At 64.0% G+C, this 24,428-nt stretch carries 17 protein-coding genes; 4 read left to right on the forward strand and 13 right to left on the reverse strand.

What is annotated here, in order from left to right; all coding sequences use genetic code 11:
• Positions 1-480 precede the first annotated feature (480 nt).
• Complete coding sequence (locus FFF93_RS03815) at positions 481-1,065, reverse strand: histidine phosphatase family protein (RefSeq protein ID WP_138770089.1); 585 nt, start codon at positions 1,063-1,065, stop codon at positions 481-483.
• Positions 1,066-1,187: 122 nt separating this feature from the next.
• On the opposite strand from FFF93_RS03815, the gene FFF93_RS03820 reads away from it, so the two are divergent.
• Together FFF93_RS03820 and FFF93_RS03825 are read left to right on the forward strand one after the other, a co-directional pair.
• The gene (locus tag FFF93_RS03820) at positions 1,188-2,291 is read left to right on the forward strand and encodes an AI-2E family transporter (protein WP_138770088.1); all 1,104 of its coding nucleotides are present in this window, start codon (positions 1,188-1,190) and stop codon (positions 2,289-2,291) included.
• A gap of 307 nt (positions 2,292-2,598) precedes the next feature.
• The gene (locus FFF93_RS03825; RefSeq protein WP_138770087.1) at positions 2,599-2,979 is read left to right on the forward strand and encodes a VOC family protein; all 381 of its coding nucleotides are present in this window, start codon (positions 2,599-2,601) and stop codon (positions 2,977-2,979) included.
• Positions 2,980-3,131: 152 nt separating this feature from the next.
• Here the strand turns inward: FFF93_RS03825 and FFF93_RS03830 are convergent, their stop codons facing one another.
• The 5 genes from FFF93_RS03830 to FFF93_RS03850 form a co-directional block, all read right to left on the reverse strand.
• Positions 3,132-3,962: a bifunctional 2-polyprenyl-6-hydroxyphenol methylase/3-demethylubiquinol 3-O-methyltransferase UbiG gene (locus FFF93_RS03830; RefSeq protein WP_138770086.1), complete on the reverse strand. Its 831-nt coding sequence runs from the start codon at positions 3,960-3,962 to the stop codon at positions 3,132-3,134.
• 9 nt (positions 3,963-3,971) lie between these two features.
• A complete protein-coding gene (locus tag FFF93_RS03835; protein WP_138770085.1) occupies positions 3,972-5,510 on the reverse strand; it encodes a bifunctional diguanylate cyclase/phosphodiesterase in 1,539 nt (512 codons plus the stop codon).
• A gap of 75 nt (positions 5,511-5,585) precedes the next feature.
• Positions 5,586-5,966, reverse strand: a complete 381-nt coding sequence (locus tag FFF93_RS03840; protein ID WP_138770084.1) for an STAS/SEC14 domain-containing protein — start codon at positions 5,964-5,966, stop codon at positions 5,586-5,588.
• Positions 5,967-6,084: 118 nt separating this feature from the next.
• Entirely contained in the window at positions 6,085-6,750 is a 666-nt protein-coding gene (locus FFF93_RS03845; protein ID WP_261375279.1) for a dTMP kinase, read from the reverse strand.
• Between the two features lie 195 nt (positions 6,751-6,945).
• Complete coding sequence (locus tag FFF93_RS03850) at positions 6,946-7,839, reverse strand: potassium channel family protein (RefSeq protein WP_138770083.1); 894 nt, start codon at positions 7,837-7,839, stop codon at positions 6,946-6,948.
• A 280-nt stretch (positions 7,840-8,119) separates the two neighbouring features.
• On the opposite strand from FFF93_RS03850, the gene FFF93_RS03855 reads away from it, so the two are divergent.
• Together FFF93_RS03855 and FFF93_RS03860 are read left to right on the forward strand one after the other, a co-directional pair.
• Positions 8,120-9,631 carry a carboxylesterase/lipase family protein gene (locus tag FFF93_RS03855; RefSeq protein ID WP_138770082.1) on the forward strand — a complete coding sequence of 504 codons (1,512 nt, stop codon included), beginning with the start codon at positions 8,120-8,122 and terminating at the stop codon, positions 9,629-9,631.
• Between the two features lie 250 nt (positions 9,632-9,881).
• Positions 9,882-10,391: a hypothetical protein gene (locus FFF93_RS03860; RefSeq protein WP_261375280.1), complete on the forward strand. Its 510-nt coding sequence runs from the start codon at positions 9,882-9,884 to the stop codon at positions 10,389-10,391.
• 6 nt (positions 10,392-10,397) lie between these two features.
• Here FFF93_RS03860 and FFF93_RS03865 read toward each other — a convergent pair whose 3' ends face one another.
• The 7 genes from FFF93_RS03865 to FFF93_RS03895 all read right to left on the reverse strand — a co-directional run bounded on the left by FFF93_RS03865 (position 10,398) and on the right by FFF93_RS03895 (position 24,243).
• Positions 10,398-12,011, reverse strand: a complete 1,614-nt coding sequence (locus tag FFF93_RS03865; RefSeq protein ID WP_138770081.1) for an alpha-amylase family glycosyl hydrolase — start codon at positions 12,009-12,011, stop codon at positions 10,398-10,400.
• Complete coding sequence (locus FFF93_RS03870; protein ID WP_261375281.1) at positions 12,008-12,934, reverse strand: carbohydrate ABC transporter permease; 927 nt, start codon at positions 12,932-12,934, stop codon at positions 12,008-12,010. The genes FFF93_RS03865 and FFF93_RS03870 overlap by 4 nt, the downstream gene beginning before the upstream one ends.
• Entirely contained in the window at positions 12,931-13,977 is a 1,047-nt protein-coding gene (locus FFF93_RS03875; protein ID WP_186372221.1) for a carbohydrate ABC transporter permease, read from the reverse strand. Before FFF93_RS03875 ends, FFF93_RS03870 begins: the two co-directional genes overlap by 4 nt.
• Before the next feature lie 84 nt (positions 13,978-14,061).
• Positions 14,062-15,384, reverse strand: coding sequence for an ABC transporter substrate-binding protein (locus FFF93_RS03880; RefSeq protein WP_138770080.1), 1,323 nt, complete (start codon positions 15,382-15,384; stop codon positions 14,062-14,064).
• Between the two features lie 124 nt (positions 15,385-15,508).
• Positions 15,509-16,528: a LacI family DNA-binding transcriptional regulator gene (locus tag FFF93_RS03885; protein WP_138770079.1), complete on the reverse strand. Its 1,020-nt coding sequence runs from the start codon at positions 16,526-16,528 to the stop codon at positions 15,509-15,511.
• Between the two features lie 285 nt (positions 16,529-16,813).
• Positions 16,814-19,600, reverse strand: a complete 2,787-nt coding sequence (locus FFF93_RS03890; RefSeq protein WP_138770078.1) for an ATP-dependent DNA helicase — start codon at positions 19,598-19,600, stop codon at positions 16,814-16,816.
• A gap of 101 nt (positions 19,601-19,701) precedes the next feature.
• Complete coding sequence (locus tag FFF93_RS03895; RefSeq protein WP_138770077.1) at positions 19,702-24,243, reverse strand: DUF3883 domain-containing protein; 4,542 nt, start codon at positions 24,241-24,243, stop codon at positions 19,702-19,704.
• Positions 24,244-24,428 lie beyond the last annotated feature (185 nt).

Genomic DNA, 24,428 nt, shown 5'->3' on the forward strand with positions numbered 1-24,428 from the left:
GACCGACGTGCGATGTGATGCGTGCGGAGTGGGTGCGGTGATGGACGCACATTGAGGGAGACCGTTCTGGAACATGGGCCGCAGAAGCGTTCCGTAGCTCCGGACAACAGTTCAGGCATCTTCGCTTCCCCCAATAGCGCCGCGGGTGAAGATACCCGCAAAGCGAAATGTTACGCGCAGTATGCGACATTTAAATGGGGCACTGGAGAATGGCTCCTAAGTTGTTCTTGGGAGTGTGCCAGCGTTCAGTTGTGGCCGGCCAGCAGGTGGAAATGTGTCGTCACGATAGAGACCCCAGAGCTCGATCACGCTTGCGCTCAACCGCAGCAGCAAAGTTGTTAGCGGGCGCTGCGATGCAAATCAAGAGCGGCGTACTTTGGCGCCTTCGCGGCCGCTGTCAACACCAACGAAGATGCCGGGCAACACAGGCTAGGGACCCTTCACAGGCAGGTCGAAGTAAACCTGCTGGCCGTCGTAGGGTCAGACGCTGGCGTCCGCCGTCAGCCGTTCGCCGTTGAAGCACTCGAGCTGCCAGCCGTCGACGGCGTGGTGGTGGGCCAGGTTGAGCGCGGCGTTGTCGACCCGCTGCAGGGGCTGGCCGGCCATACGGCTCAAGGTGACCCGGAGCAGCGAGCCGTGCGCCACCACGAGGACGTGGCCGCCATGGAACTCCTCCGCTAGCGCCTCCAGCGCGCCCAGTCCGCGGTCAGCGGCGTCGTCCTCGGTTTCGGCGCCGCGGAAGCCGCCGGGGATGCGCAGGGCGTCCAGCTCCGGACCGTCCTGCAAACCCTCGGCCGGGCCGAAGGAGCGCTCGGTAAGCTCCGGAACAAGCCGGGTCACGCTGAGCCCCAGCCCGGCGGCGATCACCTCGGCGGTTTCCGCGGCGCGGCTCAGCGGCGAGGAGACGATCGCGTCCCATTCGTAGCCGGACAGGACGGCGACGGCGTCGCGCGCCTGGCCGCGGCCGACGTCGTTCAGCGGAATGTCGGTGGATCCCTGCAGCCGGCGCTGCGCGTTCCAGTCGGTCTGGCCATGGCGGACGAGCGCAAAAGTTGTCAGGGGCATGGTTCCATTGTGCCCCGAGCTGCCGTGGACCCGGCCATCCAAGCTCCGCGCACATATGATCGGAGGGCTGATCGCGGTGCGGCGGCGACCGCCCCGCAGCGCCAAGCGAAAGAGGACAACCCATGCCTGATACCCGCGCCGGACTGCCGGCGATCTGGACCGACGGCCTTGGCCGCGCCAGCATCCGGTCCCTCCAGGTCCTTGCCGTGGCCGCCTTCGCCTGGGCCGTCCTGTGGACCCTCACCCGGGTCCCGCTGGTCATCATTCCCGCCACCATCGCCGTGATCCTCGCTGCGGCGATCGCGCCCCTGGTCCGGTGGCTCGCGGGCCACGGTTTCCCACGCGCCCTGGCCGTCGCTGCCTCGTTCCTTGCGATCGTTGCGGTGTTCGGCGGCATCGTCACGGGCATCGTGTTCCTGGTCCGCAGCCAGTGGAAGGAGCTGAGCCAAAAGGCCGTGGCCGGCGTCGACCAGTTGCATACCTTCCTGAACACCGGCCCCATCCCGGTCAGCGACGAGCAGATCAACACAACACGCGAATCCGTGCAGAAGTTCTTCACCTCCAGTTCCTTCGGCTCCGAGGCGCTCACCGGGGCGCGGACCGTCGGGGAAATCCTGGTGGCCATGATCCTGATGGCTGTCACCTTGTTCTTCCTGCTCAAAGACGGGGCCAAGATCCGTGACTTCCTCATCGGCTTCCTGCCCGCCGCCCACCGCGCCACCGCACACCTCGCCGCGGACCGGTCCGCCGTCGTCCTGGGCGGCTATGTCCGCGGTACCGCGCTCGTCGCGGCCTCCAACGGGCTCATCGTCGGGGTTGCCCTCGCCATCCTGGGTGTCCCGCTCGCCCTGCCGCTCGGCGTCTTCGTCTTCATCGGCGGATTCATCCCGATTGTCGGCTCCACCGCCGCCGGGACGCTGGCCGTCGCCGTGGCACTGATCTCCAACGGCCCGGTTTCGGCCCTCATCGTGCTCGCGGTCGTCATTGGCGTGAACCAGCTCGAACACCACTTCCTGCAGCCGGTCCTGATGGGCAAGGTGCTGTCCATCCACGGCCTCGCCATCCTGCTGGCCCTGGCCGCCGGGACCATGCTCGCCGGTGTCATCGGGGCCCTGCTGGCAGTTCCGATCACCGCCGTCGGCTGGACCATCATCAAAACGGTGACCGGCCGCGAACCCGCGCCCGGGGCGGCCGTCCCGTCGACGGAACCCTCCGACGCCGAGTAACACTGGCAGGATTTCGACGCCGATGCCGCCGGCAGACGGCGGGTCCGCCGGGCCGCGGCCGGCACTCCGGGGATGCTTTGGGTGTACCGGTAACCCATTTTCCGCGGGTCCAAACCGGTTCATAATGGCCACATAAGCTTCGGGGACCCTTGCGCCGGTGGATGGGTGGCGCGGCGTTGAAGAGTCCCAGGTGGCCGTTCCGGCTCGGCGCGAGGGGCGGTCACGGGCTCCGGACCGTGACTCCGGGACTCAAACCGGGGGGAGCAACGCCATCACTGCGGTCATCGACGCACTGAAGGGAATCATCATGTTCAAGGATTCAAACATCATGGCTGTCCTCCCCGCGAAGGACATCAACAGGGCGAAGGAGTTCTACCGGGACAAGCTGGGCATCGAACCCTCCGAATCCATGGAGGAGGGCAGCCTGATGTACAGCTGCGGGCAAGGAACCCGCTTCCTCGTTTACCAGACAGACAATGCGGGGACAGCCAAGAACACCCAGATGGGCTGGGAAACGGACAACCTCGAAGCCGAGATGGAGGAACTGCGAGGCCGCGGCGTCGTCTTCGAAGAGTACGACTTTCCCGGCCTGAAAACGGAGAACGGCGTTGCCACCGCATCCTGGGGGAAGGCCGCCTGGTTCCTGGACAGCGAGGGCAACATCCTCAACATCGCCCAGCGCTCGTAAGGCGGAATCCTGCACCGCCGCGGCCGAACCCCGGCTCCACCCGACGCCGGCCACCGTTGCCCGGATGCTCTATCACCTTTGGTCCCTTTCAAGGCCTGAGAACAGCCAAAGGTGATAGGGCATCCGGGGTGGCTCAGCGCGCCGCTCCGCCCTTAGCGGTGCCCCTCCCGCTGGAGGGTTTCGTGGTGTTCGGCGTTGGCGCCGGCCAGAAGGGCGAAGTACCCCGGCACGCGTTGCGGCTGGCCGGCCTGGGCCATGGGGACAACGTCGATGTTGACCGGTCCGTCCGCAATGACGCGCCAGTCGGCCGCAGGAAAGACGCTGCGTCGTTCCCGGGCGCCGAAACGCCCCGGGCGGGGGAGGTTTTCCAGGGCCCGCTGCAGCTGGCTGGGCACGTGGTCACCTGTCGCGCCAAGTCCCGCCAGGTAGTCGAGGCTGTTTCCGGGGAAATTTGTTTCTGCCAGGAACACGCGTCCAGCGCTTCCGACCGCGGCTTTCATGTTTGCCGCCATCGCAGCCTGTTTGCCTGGTTTCAGGACGTGAAACACTCCGCGGACGAAGACGTTCGCGGGTCCCACCTGGTCCACGAGGAGGTCCCCGGCGCCTGCCTTTGTGGCGTCCAGGACGGTGAAGGAACAACTTTGGAGGTCCCGGGCTTCGAGTGAAGCCCTGGCCACGGCACCGGCGGAGACGTCGACGCCGAGAACCTTGGGAAACAGGGTGGCAAGCCATCGAGTGTAACTACCGTTGCCGCAGCCGATGTCAATGACGGGAAGGGCCGGATCAAAGTGCGCGAGAACCATGTCCGCGTACTGGCTGCGCTCTGCCCGGGAGTCGGAGTCCCAGAGCACGTCGCCGTCAAGACCGGTGGATTGGACGCCGGTCCAGTACCTTTCCCAGGCGGCGTGCGGGTTTCGTGGAGCCCGGGAAGCAAGGCGCACAACTGTTGGGACGAGCCGCATCCGGTCCCAGAGTTTCGACATAAACACACCTTACAGCCGGGGCGCGGAGCCACTGATTCGATCGAGAATTACCGCGGCGGGGGCGGGGCGTCCGTAGTAATAGCCTTGTCCGTACTGGCAGCCCATTGCTTTCAGCCGGTCGGCCTGTCCGGCCGTTTCGATGCCCTCGACGATTGCCTCGAGTTCGGCGGCTGATATCAGCTGCAGGATGGCAGAGACGAATTTTTCCTGCCGGGGGTCGGTCTCGAGGTTCTTTATCAACGAGTGGTCGACTTTGACGGTGTCAGCGGGGAGTTCCTGAAGATAGCTGATGGATGAATAGCCGGTGCCGAAGTCGTCGATTTGTAGTCCGACGCCGAGGGCGCGGACCTTCTCGAGTACCTGTTCTTCCCCCGTCCTGCGGGACATCAAGACGCTTTCGGTAATCTCCAGCACGAGCCGGAAGGGCTCAATGTCATACCGGGCCAGGGTCTCGTTGACATCGTCGAGTAGATCGCTGCGAAGAAGTTCGGCGGCCGAGAGGTTGATGTGCAGACGGAAGTCCGTCAGGTGAGGGGCCTCTTGTTTCCACCGGCCCAGCTGGGCGATCCCCTCGCGCAGGACCCACCGGCCCAGTTCCAGGATCAGGCCGGTCTCTTCCGCGATGCCAATGAAGCTGTCCGGCATGATTGTTCCGTGCACGGGGTGGTGCCACCGGACGAGGGCTTCGACGCCGGCGACCTTGCCGGAGGCCAACTCAACCACCGGCTGGTAGTGCAACGCCAGCTGGCCGCTGGCAGCTGCCGTACGCAATTCAGCAGTTATCCGGGACCGTTCCTGGACGGCCTCGAGCATATCCGGGTGGAAAAGCTGGACCGTGTTCCGGCCCTTGGCTTTGGCCTGGTACATGGCAATATCGGCATCACGCATCAGATCCTCTGCCGAGCATCCCGGGCCGCGGAGGCAAATACCGATGCTGGCCGTGGTCCAGACCGTTTCCGGACCGATGTCCATACTTTTTTGCAAGGCTTCCCATGCCCGGTGCGCGATGAGCATGACTTCGTCCGCGCTCGCCCCGATGATGAGGGCTGCGAATTCATCTCCACCGAGGCGGGCCACAGTGTCACAGGCCCGGACGACGGAGCGGAGACGACGGGAAACCTCCACCAGCACGGCATCTCCGGCACTATGGCCCAGAGTGTCGTTGACGGCTTTGAAGGAATCCAGGTCCAGGATGAGCACGGCCGGGGCGTTTCCGCTGGCGGTCTCGGTCCGGATGGCATTGTGAATCCGCTCGTTGAGCAAGGTTCTGTTGGCCAGACCGGTTAGGGCGTCGGTCTTGGCCATATGCTCCAGCTCCACCTGCGTTCGACGCAACATGGCCGTTCGAGCGGCCACGCGTTCCTCCAGGTCCGTATAGATGTGCCCGAGCTCCTCCGCGAGAAGGTTGACTCCGGTGATGACCGCGTCGATGGCATCCCTTTGGTCCGAGGGCTCAATGCGTGCGTCCAACTCTCCGGCGGCCAGCCGGACAATGCCGTCAACCAGTTGTTCCAGGCGAGGGTCCTCAACGCCTTCTGCTGGACTCATGCGTCCCGGACTGCAGGTTGACGCAGCGACATTCCATGCGCCGTGGACCGCCGCCCGCGCGGCAGATCGCGGCGCCTACCGGACGGCATTGAGCCAGTCCGTCGCCTCGCTGCGGGATGTGAAGAACCGGGTGGGGCAGGGAGGTATATGCACTCCAAGAAAAAAGTTCGCCAGAACCCGGTCGACCGGGGAACGTCCCAAGAGGGCGATGCGGGAAGCATCGCACGGAATGGACCAGACGCCCCTGGCCTCCCGGCTGACTGACGCAACCGCAGCCATGTCGACGAGCATCGGTCGCGGCACACCCTGGCACACGTCATTAACTTTCGCCATCGCTGCCCTGGCGTCCTCAACCTCAATGGTGATCCCCGACAACCACTTCAAGTGGACGACGCCGTCGTCCCGGAGTTCGACACTGCCTTTTCCGCCGTCCACGGTCTCCGGTGCTACGACCACTTCGCCTCCTGAATGGGCCGCCGAACCTTTCAGCAACCCCTCAACGGTAACCCCCCGGTTTCCTGGCACACCGAACCGACACTGCTGCCGGAGGATTCCGCGGCGGTCGCGTATCGGCCTATCGGTTCCCGGCACGTTCCTCACCAGACTCCGGAACGGTCCGCGGCGCTCTGCTGCAAGACAAGTCGAGTTCCTGCCAGATGTCCGCAACGATTTGTTCCGGCGAAGACCCGGCGTCGATCCGGACAAAGGAACGGAAGTCGTCAAGCTCCCTATAGGCCTGATCCAGGGCCTGCAGGTTCTCTAGGGTCTCAGCGTCGGTGGCCCGACCGATGACGCGGTTGTGCGCAACCACGGCCGGCACGTCGAAGTAGAAGACGATGTCCGGTGCGGGCAGGCGCCGCAGCAGCCAGGGCAACAGTCTTCCCGGGCTTCGTCCCCTGACGCGCTTGAGTGCCAATTGGCAGTACAGGTAGCGGTCCATGATCACGATGCCGGAAAAATACGTGGCACGCAGATGGGAAACCAGGACATTGGCGCAGCGGATGCCCGTTTCGACCGCGTCCAGCAAGCCGGCAGGGACCTGAAGGCCGAACCGCTGACGCCACGCGGTCATCGTGCTCCGCCCACACGGGTTCCTCGTGAGGATTGCCGGGTAACCGCAGGCTACAAGCCGCTGGGCCAGCAGCCTCCCGGCCGTCGATTTTCCTGCGCCATCAACGCCGGTAAGAACAATGATCAGGGTGCCGGGAAGCCCGGTGCCGCGGCGCGGGGGAACTTTCATGAGGACCTGCTTCCAGTCAGTCAAACCAACTGGAGGTCTCTCCCGGCCGTGATGCCCGGCCCAGCCCGCCGGAGAATGCTGGGACTCTCGTACTGACGACGGACCGGATGTGGGGATACTCCCCTCCGTAACGTCCAGTGAAGCACTTGACGATCGTGGCAGCAACCGGGAGGGAGCGTCGGGACCCGGTCATGACTACTTGCCGTCCGGTCCCCCTCGCCGCAGATGCCGGTGGTGCAGTTCGTAGCTGTCGAACACATCGGAGGACGTGGTTCCGGAATGGCCGAACTTGCCGCGGAGGACGTCCGCGAGTCCGTCCAGCGCCGCGTGGAGCATCCGTCCGGCGAAGCGGAGTTCAGGGCTCTCGCTACGCTGGGCCTCGGTTGCCAGGTCCTGGGCGTAGGCGACCGTGGCGGGCAAGGAGCCGCGCTGCTCAATTTCACGGAAGTAGTAGGTTTCATGGAAGGCCAGCAGATCTATGCTCACCGAGGCTATGTTTGCGGCGATTGACTCCAGCAGCCCGGCAGCGTGGGTGGGGTTCAGCGCCAGTACTCCCGCGGGACCTGCAGCCTCCCTGAACAAGTTCAGCTGGTGGGCAAGGGCCCGGCGGCGGTTCAGGGCCGGGAAAGTCTGCAGGATCCAGGAGACCGTTGCCGTCAGCAAGCCGAAACCGGTAACGGCCTGGAGGGCAACGACCAACCTGAGCAGCGGAGAAACTGCGACGATATCGCCGAACCCCACGGTGGAGAGAGTGACCAGTGAAAGGTAGAGCGCTTCGGCAAAGTCGGCCTCCACGGGGACCCCGGTTCCGTAAACAAAACCGTCCGTCAGATGTGGCAGGTACAGCAGTGCCCAGCCGATGGCCGCCATTCCTGCCCAGGCGCCAATGACGGCTGCCATGGCCAGGGGCGCTGCGGTGGCGGAGCCGCGGCCCCGCAGTCGTCTCGACATGAGCCAGAATCCGCGCATGATCGCGCGGCCCACCGGGCCAGAACCGTGCGGATAAAGGAGCGTCCGAAAAACGTCAACGAACATCAGCAGAACCAGCCCGGCCCCCAGAACCGTCCACAGCGTGTCCTCGAAGTCCATGCCTCATCTTAGTGGCGGCACCGTCGAGGATGGCGGCCACCGGAAGACTCCCGCCGTGCCGGGCAGGGCGTGGTTCCGCGCCGCAGATGCGCTATCACCTACGGTCGTTCTGAGCGCCCAGAGCAACCACAAGTGATAGCGCAACAGGCCAGGAACACGCAGTCGGCAGGATGCCGGGCCGAAGGAGGATTCGATACACGACCTTCGGCCCTTCAACCACCGACACCGGCCTGCAAGGCTGGAAGCCGACCCCAGACCCCGGACCTTGAAGGCGGCAGGCATGGACAGCGTCGTCGAGACCCCACTTGGCTCGCTGCGCGGCAGCGTGCAGGAAGGCGTGCACCGTTTCCTGGGCATCCCGTACGGTGCGCCCGCGTCCGGCGCGAGCCGTCTCCGCCCGCCGCAGCCCGTCCAGCCGTGGTCGGAAACCCGCGACGCCACGCGGTACGGCTCGGCTCCTTACCAGCTGGCTCCTCCGGAAAGTGCGGGCTCGGAGTGGGATACCGCGATGGCCGGCGAGGACTGCCTGAACCTCAATGTCTGGACCCCGGACCCCGGCAGGGCCGGTTTGCCGGTCATGGTCTGGATTCAGGGCGGCGCGTTCGAATTCGGTTCGACGGCGGCCTATGACGGCCGGAACTTTGCCCGGGACGGCGTCGTCTGTGTGGTGATCAACTGGCGGGTGGGCGCCGACGGCTTCCTGGATCTCGGCGACGGGCAGGCCAATGTGGGCCTCCTCGACCAGATCGCGGCCCTGGAGTGGGTGCGGGGGAACATTGCAGCCTTCGGCGGTGATCCCGGCAACGTCACCGTTTTTGGCGAGTCGGCGGGTGCCATGAGCATCGGCGTCCTGCTTTCCATGCCCCGGGCCGAGGGGTTGTTCCGAAGGGCCATCCTGCAGAGCGGGGCAGCCCACCACGCGTTGCCCTCCGGGACCGCCCAACGAATCGGCGGGTTCCTCGCCGAGAAGCTGGGCGTCCCGCCAACCCGGGAGGCCATGGCGGCGGTACCGGCCCAGCGGTTCCTCGAGGCGCAGGCGGAGTTGAAAGCGGACCTGTTTGCCCGACCGGACCCGCAGCGCTGGGGACGTGAGGTGCTGGCCAGCCTCATGCTCTGGCAGCCGACAATCGACGGCAGTACGGTGCCGCTGCGCCCGATCGAAAGGATCGCTGCCGGCGCGGGCTCGATGGTGGACCTTATGGTCGGAACCAACTCCGAGGACTGGAGGTTGTTCCTGGCCATAACTGGCGTGATCGGGAAGGTCACCGAGCAGGACCTGGCGGAATCCAGGAGCGTGGAGGGCTTCCCGCCCCTCGGCGCCTACGGGCTTCCCGCCGAGGCAGCACTCCGCGAGTACCGCTCCCACTATCCGGACAGTTCGCCGGGAGATCTGCTCGCCGCCGTGGAAACCGACTGGTGGGTGCGGATTCCGGCGATCCGCTTGGCCGATGCCCATGCAACGGTGGCCCCGGCGACTTCAGGGCGGACGTACATGTACGAATTCGCCTGGCCGGCCCCCGGCCTCGGCGCCGTCCACGGCATAGAGATCCCGTTCGTTTTCGACACTCTGGACAGGAACTCCAGGCTGTTCGGGCCGCTGCTCGGGACGGACCCGCCACAGGAACTGGCTGACGCGATGCACGCAGCCTGGGTTTCTTTTGCCACCACCGGCGACCCGGGCTGGCCGGGCTACGGTCCCGAACGCAGGACCACCATGGTCTTCAACACCCAGACCAGCGTGGTCCACGACCCCCGGAACTGGGAACGCGAGCTGTGGGCGGGTGTCCGTTAGGACCCGGCGCTACAGGGCTGGTGAGTGGGATGGTGAACCGCAGGGATGGCTGGTTTTCGGAGTGTCGCTGGTCCTCGAGATAGCGGCCTATCTGGCGTGGCGTCCCTCGATGCTGCGGTGGGGTACCCAGGGTGAGGAAGCCGTAGAGCCGTTGCCGGGTGACGAGCTGGTGCCTCGTCCAAGGTTTCAAAGCACGCGGGCCATCACCATCAACGTGCCGCCGGAGCGCGTATGGCCTTGGATAGTCCAAATGGGGATCTACCGCGCAGGGTTCTACACCCACGACCGGGTGGAGCGGGCCATGTTTCACGCCCGGTACGTCGACGGAAATCACTCGGCGACGCGCATCCACCCGGAGCTGCAGGACCTGAAGGTCGGTGACCCGGTTCCCTATGGCGGTGGCGTCCGCGCCACCGTGTCAGAGATCGAGCCCAACCGGTACCTCGTAGCAGGAGAGGCGTTCGTGCTGCGCCCTCTCCCGGGGAACCGCACCCGCCTGATCATTCGGTGGCGGGGGATGGGATACCTCAGTGCGGCGGCCCAGGGCGCAGCGGCGGACGCCCCGGCGCTGACCAAGGCCGTCGTGTTCGCCCTTCACCATGTGCCCGGGGCGATGCTGCTGGCCCGCGGCATCGACTATTTCATTGCAGACCCATTGCACCACTACATGGAAGTCGGCGTCCTGCGCGGCGTTAAGCAACGCGCCGAAGGGACGTATCAGGGCGCCCGTGACGCCGGTTCGGCATCACCGGGCAGCTGAAGTCGGTCAGCCTCGCAGCACCCACGCGGCGTTGTTCGGCTGCAGCCAGCCGTCCTCGGCCAGCGGCGCGGCGCTGAGCAGTACCATTCCGGCCGGTAGCTTCACCGGTTCAGACCCCATCGCGACGGCGACGAGGACGTTTGCGTTGCGTTCGCAGAGCAGCAGGCCGCCGTCCTCGACCCGCCAGGTGCCGCCGTCGTCCGCGGTGAAGACCCCGTCGCTCCAAAGTTTCCGGCGCAACGCCAGGGCAGCCCTGGTCAGGTTCAGGACCGAATCGGAGTCTCGATCCTGGAGTTCGACGGCGTGGTGGCCCCAGCCCGCAGGGACCGGGAGCCACGGCTCGTTTGCGGTTTCGGAGAGCGAGAACCCATGGCCCACCGCCGCGTCCTCAGTCCAGGGCAGCGGGATCCGGGCGCCGTCGCGGCAGACGCCGCCGCGCGCCCACATGGGGTCCACCCGGGCCTCGAGCGGGACGTCGACCTCGGGCAGTCCGAGCTCCTGGCCCTGGTAGAGGTACGCCGGGCCGGGCAGCCCCAGCAGCGCCACCAGCGCGGCGCGTGCCCTCAGGGCGCCAAGCTCCCCGCCGCCAAAGCGCGTCGCGGAACGGACGATGTCGTGGTTCTCCAGCGCCCACGTCGGCGTCGCACCGTGCAATTGGCGCGCCGCCTCGAGCTCGTTCCCGACGGCGGCCCAGGCTTCCGGGTCCCAGCCGAGCTTGACGAACGCGAAGGCGAAGGCCTGCTGCATCTCGTCGGCCCGGGTGTACCGGGCGGCGCGGGCCGGTTCCAGGTTCACCTCGCCCACCAGCAGGCGGTGCGGCTCATACTGCTCCGCGAGGGTGCGCCAGCGCCGGTAGACCTCGTGGACTTCCTCCTGGTCGGAGACCTGCGGGTTGGACCGAAGGCCGTCCACCACCCCGCCCGCCGACGGCGAATCCGGCAGGCCCTCGGCCTTGAAGAGTGCATGCGCGACGTCGATCCGGAGGCCGTCCACGCCCTTGTCGAACCAGAAGCGCAGCACGCCGTCGAAGTAATCGCCGACGGCGGGATTGCGCCAGTTCCAGTCCGGCTGCCCGGCGGAGAAGAGGTGCAGGTACCAGTCGAGATCTGTCTCGGACGACGGATTCGCGCGGCTCCAGGCGCGGCCGCCGAACACGCTCTGCCAGTTGTTCGGGGGAGTGTCACCCCCGGGACCGCGGACGAAGTGGAACATGTCCCGTTCCGGCGACCCCGGGCCGGCCGCCAAAGCCGCCTGGAACAGCGGGTGCTCCGAGGAGCAGTGGTTGGGGACGACGTCGAGCAGCACCCGCAGGCCCAGCGAATGCGCCAGTTCAAGCAACGTATCGAACTGTTCCATGGTGCCGAACAGCGGGTCCACGCCGCAGTAGTCGCTCACGTCGTAGCCCTGGTCCACCTGCGGGGACGGCTGGAACGGGGTCATCCAGATGCCGTCGACGCCGAGCGCGGCGATGTACGTCAGCCGGGCCGCCAGCCCGGCGAGGTCGCCCACGCCGTCGCCGTCGCCGTCGGCGAACGACCGGGGATAGACCTGGTAGATGACCGCGGACTCCCACCAGGCGGCCGGGGCCGGGGCGGTTTCCTCGACCAAAGAAGGGCTCATTTGCCGGTGCCCGCGGTGAGGCCTTCGACGATCCGGCGCTGGAAGACCAGCACCATGATCACGAGCGGGACGGTGACGATCACGCCGGCGGCCATCTGCTCGCCGAACGGCGCCTGGAATTCGGTGGCGCCGGTGAACTTGGAGATCGCCACCGTGGCGGTCTGGATCTTGGGGTCGTTGATCATGGACAGCGCGATGATGAATTCGTTCCAGCTGTGGATGAAGGTCAGGATCGCGGTGGTGAACACGCCCGGCGCGGCGAGCGGGAGCAGCACGCGGCGGAACGCCTGCCACTTGGTGCAGCCGTCGATCATCGCGGCTTCCTCGAGGTCGAACGGCAGGGCCTTCATGAAGGTGGTGAGGTTCCAGACCGCCAGCGGGATCGCGAAGGACAGGCTGGGCACGATCATGGCCTGGTAGGTGTTGATCCAGCCGATGTCCGTGAAGAGGCGCAGCAGCGGCACCACCACGGAGATGCCCGGGAACATCGACGTCGCGATGATGACACCCAGGATCAGCGACTTGAAACGGAAGTTCAGCCGGGAGATGGCGTAGGCGGCGAACACACCCAGGAGTAGGGCAAACGCGGTGGTGGTGCCGGCAACGATCAGCGAGTTCAGCAGGGCCTGACCGAACATCGTGGAGCCGTCGAAGACCTTGGTGTAGTTCTCCAGCGAGAACGGGGCCGGCAGCAGCGAGTTGTCGAAGATGTCCGCGGTGCGGCGCAGGCTGGAGACCAGCATCCAGTAGAACGGCGCCAGGCAGTACGCGAAGATCAGCGCCAGGCCGGCGTAGACGCTGTACGAGCGCCAGGTGCGCTTGGGCTTCTGGGTGCCGGGGCGGACGACGGCGGTGCGTGCGTCGGGCGCGCCGGAACCGGCGCCGGAATCGGCGGCGGCGTTGCGGAGGTCTGAGATGGTCATCGGGTGGCCTCGGCCTTCTTCTGTTCGGAGTTGGCCAGGTGGCGGGACTTCTTGGTGATCAGCTTCAGTTCCTTGGCGCCGGTGACGTCGGCGCCGAGCACCTTCACAAAGACGATCGCGACGACGGCGACGTAGAGGAAGAGCATCACGGCGAACGCGGAGGCCGAGCCGTAGCGGAGCTGGTTGGATTCGTCCCAGGCGAGCATGGAGAGGGTCTCCACCGACTCCTTGCCCGGGCCGATCAGGACGAAGGGCAGGTCGAACATCCGCAGCGCGTCGAGCATGCGGAACAGCACTGCCACCACCAGGGTGGGCTTGACCAGCGGCAGGGTGATGGAGCCGAGCTGGCGCCACCAGCCGGCGCCGTCGATCCTGGCCGCTTCGTAGACTTCGCCGGGGATGACCTGCATGCCGGCGAGGACCAGCAGGCCGATGAAAGGGGCGGTCTTCCAGACCTCGGCGATGATGACGGCCACCTTGGAGGCGTCCCCTTCGGCGGTCCAGAGGATTTCGCTGCCCAGCAGGGTGTTGGCAATGCCGTCGGACTGGAAGATCCAGCGCCAGAGCAGGCCGGAGACGGCGGTGGGGACGGCCCACGGGACCAGGATGCTGGCGCGCAGAAAGGACCGGCCGCGGAAGGCGCGGTTCATGGCGAGGGCCAGGCAGAGGCCCAGGACGGTTTCGAGGAACACCGTGGTGAGCGTGAAGAAGGTGGTGTTGGCGAAGGCGTTGAGGAAGCGCCGGCCGGATTCGCCGGCGAAGAGGTCGGCGTAGTTGGCCAGGCCCACGAAGGAGTCGACGTCGGAGACGAAGCCGTCCGCGTCCAGGCCGGTTTCGGCGCGGAACAGGGACTGGTGCACCGCGGAGAGTAGCGGGTACGCAATCACCAGGGCCAGCACCAGGAGGGTGGGGGAGAGCAGCATCGCGGCCATCCGGCCTTCGCCGGCAGTGCGTTTTCCGCGTTTGCGGGGCCCGGTTGCGCGGGGCCCGTTCGCGTCCGGCGCGGGTTGCAGGCCGGCGGGGGCGGTCGTCGTCGTCGTCATGCCCGGTACCTCACTGGAGTGGAAAGCGGTGGAGAGAATGCCTGGCCGGCCGGCGGGATGCCGGCCGGCCAGGCGTGTGGGTGCTTACTTGCTGGCGAGCTCGGTGAGCTTGGCCTGCATGTCGTTCAGGGCGGTGTCCGTGTCCTTCTTACCGGTGATCGCGGCGTATGCCTCTTCCTGGATCGCCTTGGTGGTGGCGCCGTACTGGACCACCTTGGGGCGCGGCTGGGCGTTGTTTAGTGACTTCAGCAGGGTGGGGAAGAACGGGCGCTTGGCGACGACGGCGGGATCCTCGAAGAGGGCGCCGTAGACGGGGGCGCGGGAGGACAGGGCGAGGCGCTTCTGGGCCTGCTCCTGGCTGGTGAAGAACTTGACGAATTCCAGCGCGGTGGCCTTGTTCGGGGTGAACGGGGAGATGGCCAGGCTGCGGCCGCCGAGGGTGGAGACGCCGGGGCCGTCGGTGCCCGGGATGGAGGTGATGTCGAACTTGCCGTTGACCTTGCTGGAGCCGTCAGTGGCGATCAGGGAAGCGTAGACGAAGGGCCAGTTGCGCAGGAAGACGACCTTGCCGTCCTGGAACGCGCGGCGCCCCTGCTCCTCGAGGTAGGTGATGGCGTCGGAGGGGAACATGCCGTCCTTGAAGCCGTTCACCAGCAGGTTCAGGCCCTTCTTGGCCTCGGCGGTGTTGACGGTGGGCTTGCCGTCGGCGTCGACGATGTGACCGCCGGCGGAGGCAACGGCTTCGGAGAAGTTGACCGTGAGGGCCTCGTTCTTGTCGAACTGGCCAGCGTAGCAGGACATGCCCGCGGCTTCCGGGAGGGCCAGGATGGCCTTGCAAGCGGTCTTCATCTCGTCCCAGGTCTTGGGCGCGGCGGCGATGCCGGCGGCCTTGAGCAGGTCCGAGCGGAAGTAGAGCAGCGCGCCGTCGGTGTAGTACGGAGCGCCGACCAGGGAGTCGCGGTAGGTGGCGGCGTTGACCGTGGCCGGGATCATCTTGTCCGTGGGGACGGCGTCTGCGGGCAGCGGCATGATCCACTTGTTGGCAGCGAACTCGGAGGTCCAGACGACGTCGAGGTTCAGCACGCTGAAGGTGTCCGACTTGATCTGGGCGTTCTGGATGAGCTGCTGGCGCTGGGCGTCCGCGGAGTCCGGCAGTTCGATGAATGTGACCTTCTGGTCCGGGTGCGCGGCGTTCCATTCCTCGATGCTCTTGTTCGCGGCGCCTGAGGCGTCGCGGTTGGAGACGTAGTTGATGGGGCCCTTGCCCTCGAAGGACGCGGCGGTGGCCTTCGGGGCGCTCTTCGCTTCCGTGGTGCCTCCGCCGCAGCCGGTGAGGGCGACGGCGGCGACGGTCAGGGATGCGGTGGTGGCCAGAAGAGTCTGCCAGGTGCGGCGGCGCTGCCTCATGTGTTGCTCCTTGTTATCTGATTTATGCGGGTTGTTTGGTGCATGCGGAACTGCGGCGGCCGGTGTTTTCGGCGCGGGGGTTGCGATCCTGCGCCGGCCGCCGTGGGTGGTGGTTTGTGCGGGTCTAGCCGGTGGGTGGCTGGCTGGGCGGTGTTGGGTTGGCCGGTGTTGGGCTGGGCGGGGCGGTGGAGCCGCGCTCGATCAGCCGGTGCGGCATGATCTTCGGTCCCAGGTCCCGGGAGCGGAGGAGCTTTTTCACGGCCATCCGTCCCATTTCCTCCAGCGGCTGCGCCATGGTGCTCAGCGGCGGGTTCACGTGCCGGGAGGTGGAGGTGTTGTCGAAGCCCAGGACGGAGACGTCCTCCGGCACGCGGAGTCCGCGCCGCTGCAGTTCATTGACGACGGCGGCGCCCATCTCGTCGCTCATCGCGAAGATGGCGGTGAGGCGAGGGTCCTGCTGCAGGAGTTCGTCGACGCCGGCGGCGCCGCTTTCGTAGAAGAAGCTGCCGGTGGCGGTCACTGGAGGGCAACCGGCTTCGGTCATGGCGCGGAGGTAGCCCCGTTTGCGGGGCTGGGCGACGTAGATCGACGCCGGATCACCGGTCAGCAAGCCGATCCGCCGGTGGCCGAGCCGCAGCAGGTGACGGGTCGCGTCGTAGGCTGCCTGCTCGTCGTCGATTGCCACACTGGGCGAGCCGGACTTGTCGCTGATGGCGACGGAGATGATCGGGACGTTGGGGCCGAGCAGTTGCCGCGTCTCCGGCGTGATCACCGCGGAGATGAGGATGACGCCGGCGGCCCGGTAGGTGCGCAGCGTGCGGAGGTAGCCGGCGATGTAGGCGGACTTGGCGCCGGTGCGGCCGAGCATCACGGCGTAGCCGCGTTCCTGGGCTTCCTCCTCGACGCCTTGCATGACCTGCGAGGCGAGGGCGTCGGAAACCATGGGGGCGAGGAGCCCGATCACGGAGGTCTGCCGGGTTTTCAGGCCCCGGGCGAGGTGGTCCGTTTCATAGGAGAGGCTCTTGACCGCTGTTTCGACGCGTTCCCGAGTCTCGTCGGAGTAGCCGACCAGACCGTTGACAACCCGGGAGACGGTGGCCGGGGAGACGCCGGCGTGTCTGGCGACATCGCGGATGGTGACCACTGTTCCTCCTCCCTGAGACTGCCTGTGGGTGCTGCGTGATCCCGCTGTGGGCCGGATCACGCAAACGGTTTACGTAAACGGTTTCGTTGTGTGCAGGATCAACAGTAAGGGGTCGTTTGCGGATCGCGTTGCGTTTCGTAAACGGGGATCAGGCAAAGTTGTGTCGAGGAGTTGCAGAGACCACGCGACATTACAATTGGACGTTCGTGGCTGTCAGCTGAAGATCCCGCATGAGTTGCTGAGTCTCAGGGCATTCGGGCCGTTCCCAAAACATGCGGGCGTGGATCAGCTTGCTTGTCCTGGACGGCTCGTTTTCTTCGTCCGGCACAACGCCACCAAATCGCATTTGTCGCAGGCAGTTGTCCATGTCTGATACTTGGCCAGGTTGTTCTCGCGCAGCGACGCGCCAGCCTTCTTGATGCGTCCGCGCACTTCGTCCAGGAGTTCATCGCGGATCTCTTCGCGGACGTTCTTGCCCTTTTCATCGAGGTTGAGGACTTCGACTAGGTCGGCATTCTCACCGGTCAGCTCCGCGTATCCGACGGCGTAGACATGGAGCTGGTCGCGGGTTATCTCCTCTTCCTGCGCGCGCTCCGTTGACTTGAAGTCGACGATGGAGACTTCGTCCGTTTCGAGTCGTTTGACCAAGTCGATGCGCCCGTCGACAGTTATCCCCGGGGCGATGTGGACTTGGATCTGCTTCTCGGAGTGGATAGTCCGGGCCAAGTCTTTGCCGTGCAGGTCGAGGTAGCGGCCGAGTGACTCTTTGGCTGCCTCCTCCAGAGCCTCGCGAAGCGCCGGGTAAGCATACGGCGTGTGCAGATGCCGCTGGACCAGCCGGTGGACATCATCGTGAGTAGCTATAGAGCCGCCGAGCGCGCGTTTGTGCATTTCCGCTAGCGCGTCATGAAGTCCTTTGCCATAGCCCAACGCCTCATGGATCGGGGCGTTGAACCCGTACATGAACCGGAGCTTGAACTGGTAGGGGCACTCGAACAGATACTTGAGCTCCGAGAACGACAGCGCGACCTGCGGTGTCTCTATCTTCGGATGCGGGTCGAGCCTGGGCAGCGTCTCGGGCAGTCCATTGTCACTGGTCGACACGAAAGAGACGGACGTGACTTCCTGTATGAACTCCGATGGGTTCTTGTACATAGAGCTCGGACCGGGTGAATAGCTCATATAGAGGTATTTTTGGGCTCTGGTCACGGCAACATAGAAGAGCCGGCGCTCGTCTTCCTTAGTGCCCTTGTATCGCTCCGCCCCGTCGATTGCTGACTCAGGGATGACGTGAAATACGTTCAGACCGCCGTGGCGCTTGCTCGGAAACCTGTTTCGACGGAGGCACGGCACGAATACAGCAGGCCATTGCATACCCTTTGCACGGTGCACCGTCGATATTGTCACCGCGTCAGGAGCTGCGTAACCGACGTCGGCGTCCGCGTCGTCGTAATACCCGGGCGCCTGGTTCCCTAGCCAGTCAACGAACTGCCGGTATTTCTGGTCAGGTGAAGAGGAGAAATGGATGGTCTCGAAGTCGGAGATCACCTGGCTGAACTTGCCCAGCTGATAGAAAGCAAGTTCGCCTCTAACTTTGTCGCCGGGAATCGTATCCTCACGGATGCAGAGGGCCTCGAGAGCATCGAGATAGATACGTTGTATGTTGTAGACGCCCCAACGCACGCCGCGGGAGAAGTCGCTGGCCGCGTCCAGCACGGTGACCAAAGGGCCAAGTGAGGTGCCATCGGGCGCAACTCGTCCAGCTTTCCAAGTCGCCTCGAGGACTTCCCGGGAAATGTCCCCAACGATGTACTGAAACATTGCCACGACGGCCTTGATTTCCGGCGCATCGAAGAGCCGGGTCAATCCTTTGACAACGTACGGAATTCCGCGGCGGTCCAACTCCCTGACGAGGGGCCCCCCATCTGCGGACACTGAACGCAGCAGCACTGCCGCGTCCGACCAGGACAACCCGCGTGGCTGTGTGCCAGGTGCATCGGTGAAAGCTACGCCTCGCAAGGCCTGGATCCGGTCGCAGATCCAGCTGGCCTCAACCTCCGGCGAAGCGAAGTTTTGAGCGAGAATATCGCCGCGGTCCCACTCCTGATGGGAGGCGTACTGCATCTTCTTCGCCAGTCGGTGCTCCGGTGGGATCGACTCGGCCACAGCCTGTCCAACGGCAACGATGCCATTGGACGAACGAAAGTTGTCGGCGAGCGTGACCTGATAGACATTTTCGTGACGCTCAGCGAACGTGATGATGTTAGACACTGCTGAGCCGCGCCATTGGTAAATCGTCTGGTCATCGTCTCCGACGACACACAAATTGGCTCCGTGTTGCGTCAACGCTCGTACTAGGCGTTCCTGCAGCGGATTCACATCCTGGTACTCGTCTACGACCACGTACTGGACGTCGTTGCGGATATGGTGGTTAAGCCCGGATTCCTGAGCAGTTGAGTCAGATTCGAGGAGTTCGACGGCAAGTTCGAGCATCGTCGCGTAGTCGAAATAGGCGTTCCTGGCAAGCAGCATTTTGTACGACTCCTGGGCCCGGAGCACTCTGGGATCGACCTGCGAGAGGTCCACGTTATCCTCAGCCAAGACCGACAGAATCTGTGAGTACAGTCGCGAGTGAACATAGCGCCGAAGATGCGGGACAGCGGTCAACATTGTGGGCGTTTCGGTAAGGCCAGAGCGTTTGCTATTCCGATCAATGTGCAGCCGCTGGGTGACTTCCGACAGCACTGAGAACTTAAACGTTTCCGGCACGTAGGTCTGCAATAGGTTCAGGCAGTAGGCGTGCATGGTGCCGATGAACATCTCCGCGAGCCCCGTGATGTTGCCGTCTTGCTTGGCCACGATGCCCAGCACTCGCTCCTTTAGCTCCGCCGCGGCCTTCTCAGTGAACGTGAAAGCGACGATATTCGCCGGCGCTACGCCAGGCTGGGAGAGTATGTCAGCGATGCGCTGAGAGATCACCTGCGTCTTGCCCGAACCAGCGCAGGCAATGATTTGCAGATTCCGATCGAGGCAGCCGATTGCTTCGTGCTGCGCGGATGTGTAGTTCGTCATGAGCTTCCATTCCCCGTCGGTCCACGACGGAACCTTCGTTGCCCCTCAGCATCGGTGTCGTCGGCCCTGACGGGGCGCTCCATGGCAGGAGGGACACTGCGTCAGGACAACCCGAAGATGCTGCGAGTTGAAAGTAGAACAGGCGCCCCGGCTGGGTCTCGTTCGATGTCGGTTTCGGCGATGGTCTTCCACCCGTCGTCGAAACCAAAGTAGTCGATGCGTCCGGCCGGGTTCTGGATTCTGAAGATATGAGCATTTTCGTCGTCCAGAGCATTCTCGACGACGTAAAGCCAAAACAAGTTTCCGTCCTCTCGTGCTTGCTTGTGCTGCCGCTGTGACAGCATCACCCCCGCCACTGACCAAGCGCCGCCTGTGGACTTGATCTCGATACGTCGCACGAGATTGTTGCGCCGGTCGTAGGATTCGACGTCGAATCCGTGGTTGCCGTGCTCCATTTCGACGGGTTCCCGACCACACTTCTTTTCGTATTCGAGGACACGTGCAACGCCGGCGGTGTCAATCGGAGTGAAGTCCGGAGCCTCGTCGCCAAAGGCCCCGCGCCCGCTGTCGTCGCTGTCGGAGTTGAGAACGTAGGAGCGCAGCCGGGTCTGTCGACCCGACCTGGAGCGGTTCGCATGGCCCCGTCCATTCCTTGTCCTTGCGTCGAGTCCTTCACCTCCGCTGTCGCCGTTCTCGGCCCCGCCCTCATCTTGAATCTTGTGTGAACGGAACCCTAGGCCCGCCTGGTCAGGGAACTCAGGCGTGGAATTAGCTGGAGCGTGCACAAAATCAGTATGACGATTCTTAAGGTTGGGGGTTGCACTGGCGGTTCCAGCGTAATTGGACTCGGACGTTGATGAAGGCGAGTGGGTCTGATCTCCTGCAACGGCGTGGTGTTCAGCCGCGTGGGCGGCTGGATCTACGTCGTTGTCTGCGAGGACGTCTAGTTCAGCATTGAACTGGGCAACGGCGCTCCATGCGGCTTCACGCTCCTCCGTGTCCAGCCTATCGATGCCATAGTCGTCAAGAGCGCTGTGCGCGTCCTCAGCGGAAGCCGCGTCGATCACTGGCTGGAGTTGAATCGCTAGCCGCCCCGGATCGTCGTCGGGATGAATCGCCCGTGCAAGTTCTCGCGCGAGGGCACGTGTGGTGGACCTATGGTCGTAAACGAGTTGGTCTGTCTCACGCAAGTAGATGGCGTCGGTGGGGTCCGGTCCCACCACCTCTGTGTAGCCGTACAGCTCGGCCCGGAATTTCACAGCAAGATCCTGAGCGCGGAACATTTTGACCTGCTGCATTGCCCTGATTGACTGGTCGTCGCTGAGCAAGCGACGGAAGGCCCCAATGCGCTCCGTTATCAGATGAGGGAGCTCGTCGTCCGGCTGGGACGCACCTCCGGCCAGCAAGGCTGTGATTAGTTCCTCGACTCGCCGCACGCCGGAGCGCTCGAGTGACGGCCAAGTGGATTGCGCTCGCGGGACCACATTGTTCGTGAGCAGTTTGAACCGCTTGCACGTACCCCTGCTGTCTTCGAAGAAAAGACCGTTGGGGCTTGCGAGGACGCCTCGAGGATCGAGCGCAGACCTGGTGTGCCCAAGTTCGGTCAGCACGCGGGCCGCTTCCGGGTGGTCGAGGAGTTCAGAAAGGCGAGACCAACAGCCGTGAACAGCCCTCTCGGCATCCTCGCCGAGGAAGCCAGTTCCGAACTCGTCAGCTATGGCTTTCAGCACCGCTGCGACCTCAAATGGGCCTGGTTCTTCCCGAACGCCGACCGCATCGAAGAACTTCTGGTGAACGCGCATAGTGCCCGGCAGCTCCGCGCCCCAGCGACCGAATGGTGTTCGTCCCCAGAACGTCGTGGATGGCGACACAAACACACCCTGGCCAAGATGAATGCACCGACTGCTGCGAAGTTGCTTGACCGCGTCGTCCTCGGCGTTGGCGCTCAGCACTCGGTAAACGTCCGGATTCAAATCTGTTCCTGTATCGGAGCAATGCTTAAGGTGCTCGACAACGATCTGAACAGGCGGGCTAGACGGCATACCGAGCCAAGTTAATTGTGAAAAGTAGCGCACCTGCGAGGGAGACGAGAGTCCAAGCTCGTTCCCTTGCGTACCGTACAAATGCCGGGCGTTCGTAGGGAGCACTTCCGAAGGTTTGCTAGTTCCCCCACGCTTGAGCGGCAGCCACGGAAGTGAAGTCAGGAACGCTGGTGCTGGCCCTTGTTCAGTGGAACTGGCCGCATGTGTTGCGCGCAGTTGCAGCACATGGAGGATCGCTGTGGCTACTTTCTCACCGGAATCCGAAGTACCGGCAGCCAGCCGGGTCACTGCAACTTCGAGCGCCACATCTGTTGGAATTCGGGCGACCCCAAGCCACTCCAAGACAGTTGAAGGCACGGCGGCGGTGTCCGCGAGCGGAAGATCCGGAGCAAGGACGGCCATTTCATTTGACGGGAGGTGAAGTTCATCAGCTGTGTGCAATTTGCCGTCGAGTCCTGGAATTAGAACAGCTTTGGCAAACTCATGCCTGTGAGGCTCGAGCTCGACCTCGTAGCGGGCTACTAGAGATAGAAGTTGCGCGGCTTGAGTGCTGTCAAGCTGGAGGTTCTTTGCTGCAGGCAATGCGTGAATCAAGAAGTACGATACGACGTCGAGAGGGCGAGCCCCCAAGCGGTCGAGCAGCCGGTGATAGTCACGCGCCGTTTCAAAATCGACGAGACTGGCTACGTTGACAGGGTCGTCGAAGTCCTGTGGTAGCGACAACGCGGTTAGAGGGCGGAACGTCTTGCTCGATGTTGGGAAAATCGGCAAGGCTGCAATTTCGGGTGCTTTGGATGAATCAATTTCAAGTAAGTGTCGGTCGAACCAGGCGAGCAGTTCGTCCCCGAGCTCGGACAGGTTCTCGGTATCGACGCGTTCAAGGAGAGCGGCTGCCTGAGTGACGTCCAGAGGCTTCCAGAGCTGTTGCAGCCCCGGGCAAAGCACGGTGATAATGTCCGCGTCCGCCATGAAGAGGCCCTCGACGAGGAGCTCGAATAGCCCCGCTTCCTCGGCGGAGGATGGCCAGACAACCTTGGAAGCCGGCGCGATCAGGCCATTGCCACAGGGGACGATCGCGACTCCTCTGATGCCCTCAACGTTGGAGATATTGCCCTGAAAAAGGCTCAGCACGGCGAGTAGCTGTTTAACCTGCGCCATGGTTAAAGTGTCGGTCGACGGCGTAAAGGGCGTGGTGAAGCCCGCCGCCATCAGGTGTCGCACGACGTGTGAGGAGGTCAGGAGCCGGATTCCAAATGACCTATAGACACTGTTCGTGTGGAGTCTCCGATGGAGGGTTTTCGAAACTACCGTCATACCGATCGAGTTGAGGGCGTCAGCCGAATCGTATGCTTCGCTAAGCATCGGGAGATACGCTGCGGCCGGAGTTACGAACGCGCCGTGCGTAGTCTCTATGACAGGTAGATCCGATACAACAGGGAACAACTCGTCAAGGTAAGTCTGCGAATGGTCCGAACTGTTGCTTGCTGCATTCCGCGAAAGACTTTCAATCTCTCCAAGTATTTCCCAAAAAGCGGGAATGCCGATCTGGCGAACCAGGTCCATCGCACCGTCGGCGAGGGCGGAGCCGACAGCGGCGATCGCAGCGCGGTTCCAGTCGGAGTAGACATCACTCTCGAAGCGAACGGACTTTCGGTCGGTGCTGGGATAGAAAGCGGCATTCACACGGCCCGGAAGACCGCTCGGTGTTTGCGTAGGCAGAGTTGCATAGAGCATCCCGGGAGTGAATTCGGCCCCAATCGGAAGCGCAACAGTGACGGCGCTGGAACGGTCGGCGTCGATCAGCCCGTGGGAAGCGGCGACTAGAGCTTCTGCTTGCGGGCGAAAGTCGGCTGTCAAGAACAGCCAGTTAGTGTTGTTGACGTCATCTTTGATGACTACGCCATTAGCCGTCCGGGCCGCTTCGACCCGATAGTGACGCTTGCGAGTCGTGACTTCGATCTGCGACACATGCTGAAGAAACATAAGCATTGGCTTGGCGGCTTCAAGCAGAGCGTCCTCGATTTCGGCGACTGTCTCATCGGTAACCGGAGGAACTGAAAGCGCAGCACGAAATTCGCTGTTCCCTCGTGCCCAGGGAAGTACAAACGTCGTTCCGTCCGCGGTGTGACTACGTCGGCAGTCACCTTCGCAGGCCCGGATCCGCTCATTTTCGGACGCAGACTCGTCGATTATCCAGTGCTGGTCCGCATAGAGGAGCTCCGGGCGATCCGTGATCTGATAGACCGAGGTGAAACCGACGCCGAATGCGCCTGTAGTTTTGGCGTCGTCTGCCTTGTTGCGGCCAGCAAAGCGCCTGAATGCGTGTAGGTCACAGCGTCGAGCCCAGAGGCAAGTGTCTCCGTCGTCCTTGCAGTCGGTGAAGGTGCCATCGTTCGTCACCGTCAGCGCTTCATCGTCGACTTTGAACGTGACAGTGGTCGCGTTGCCGGCGTCGTCGGCGTTTTGAGTCAGTTCGTGGGGAATCGTTGTCGGACCGCCAAGGTCGCGAAGCGCAGTCGCTAGTGCATCCAAGTAGCTGGAAGTTCTCGAGAGCGTTCGTCGCTGCTTGGGTGATACCACTTGCATTTCCTCCTGAACCATTTAGCTCGATGCTAGGTTCAATGCCGGAGAAAGTCGGCGTATTGCTCAGTCGGCGCGTCGGCCGAGCAAGTGCATGGTTCCCGGAAAGGTCGGGACTGCAAATCCGGTCCTAATTCAAACGGCCGTAATCCCGCGCCCTGGCTCCCAACAGGGGTTCTGCCTCCTAGCTGCGCCCGGGTGGACAC

Source organism: Arthrobacter sp. KBS0702 (assembly GCF_005937985.2).
GTDB lineage: Bacteria > Actinomycetota > Actinomycetes > Actinomycetales > Micrococcaceae > Arthrobacter.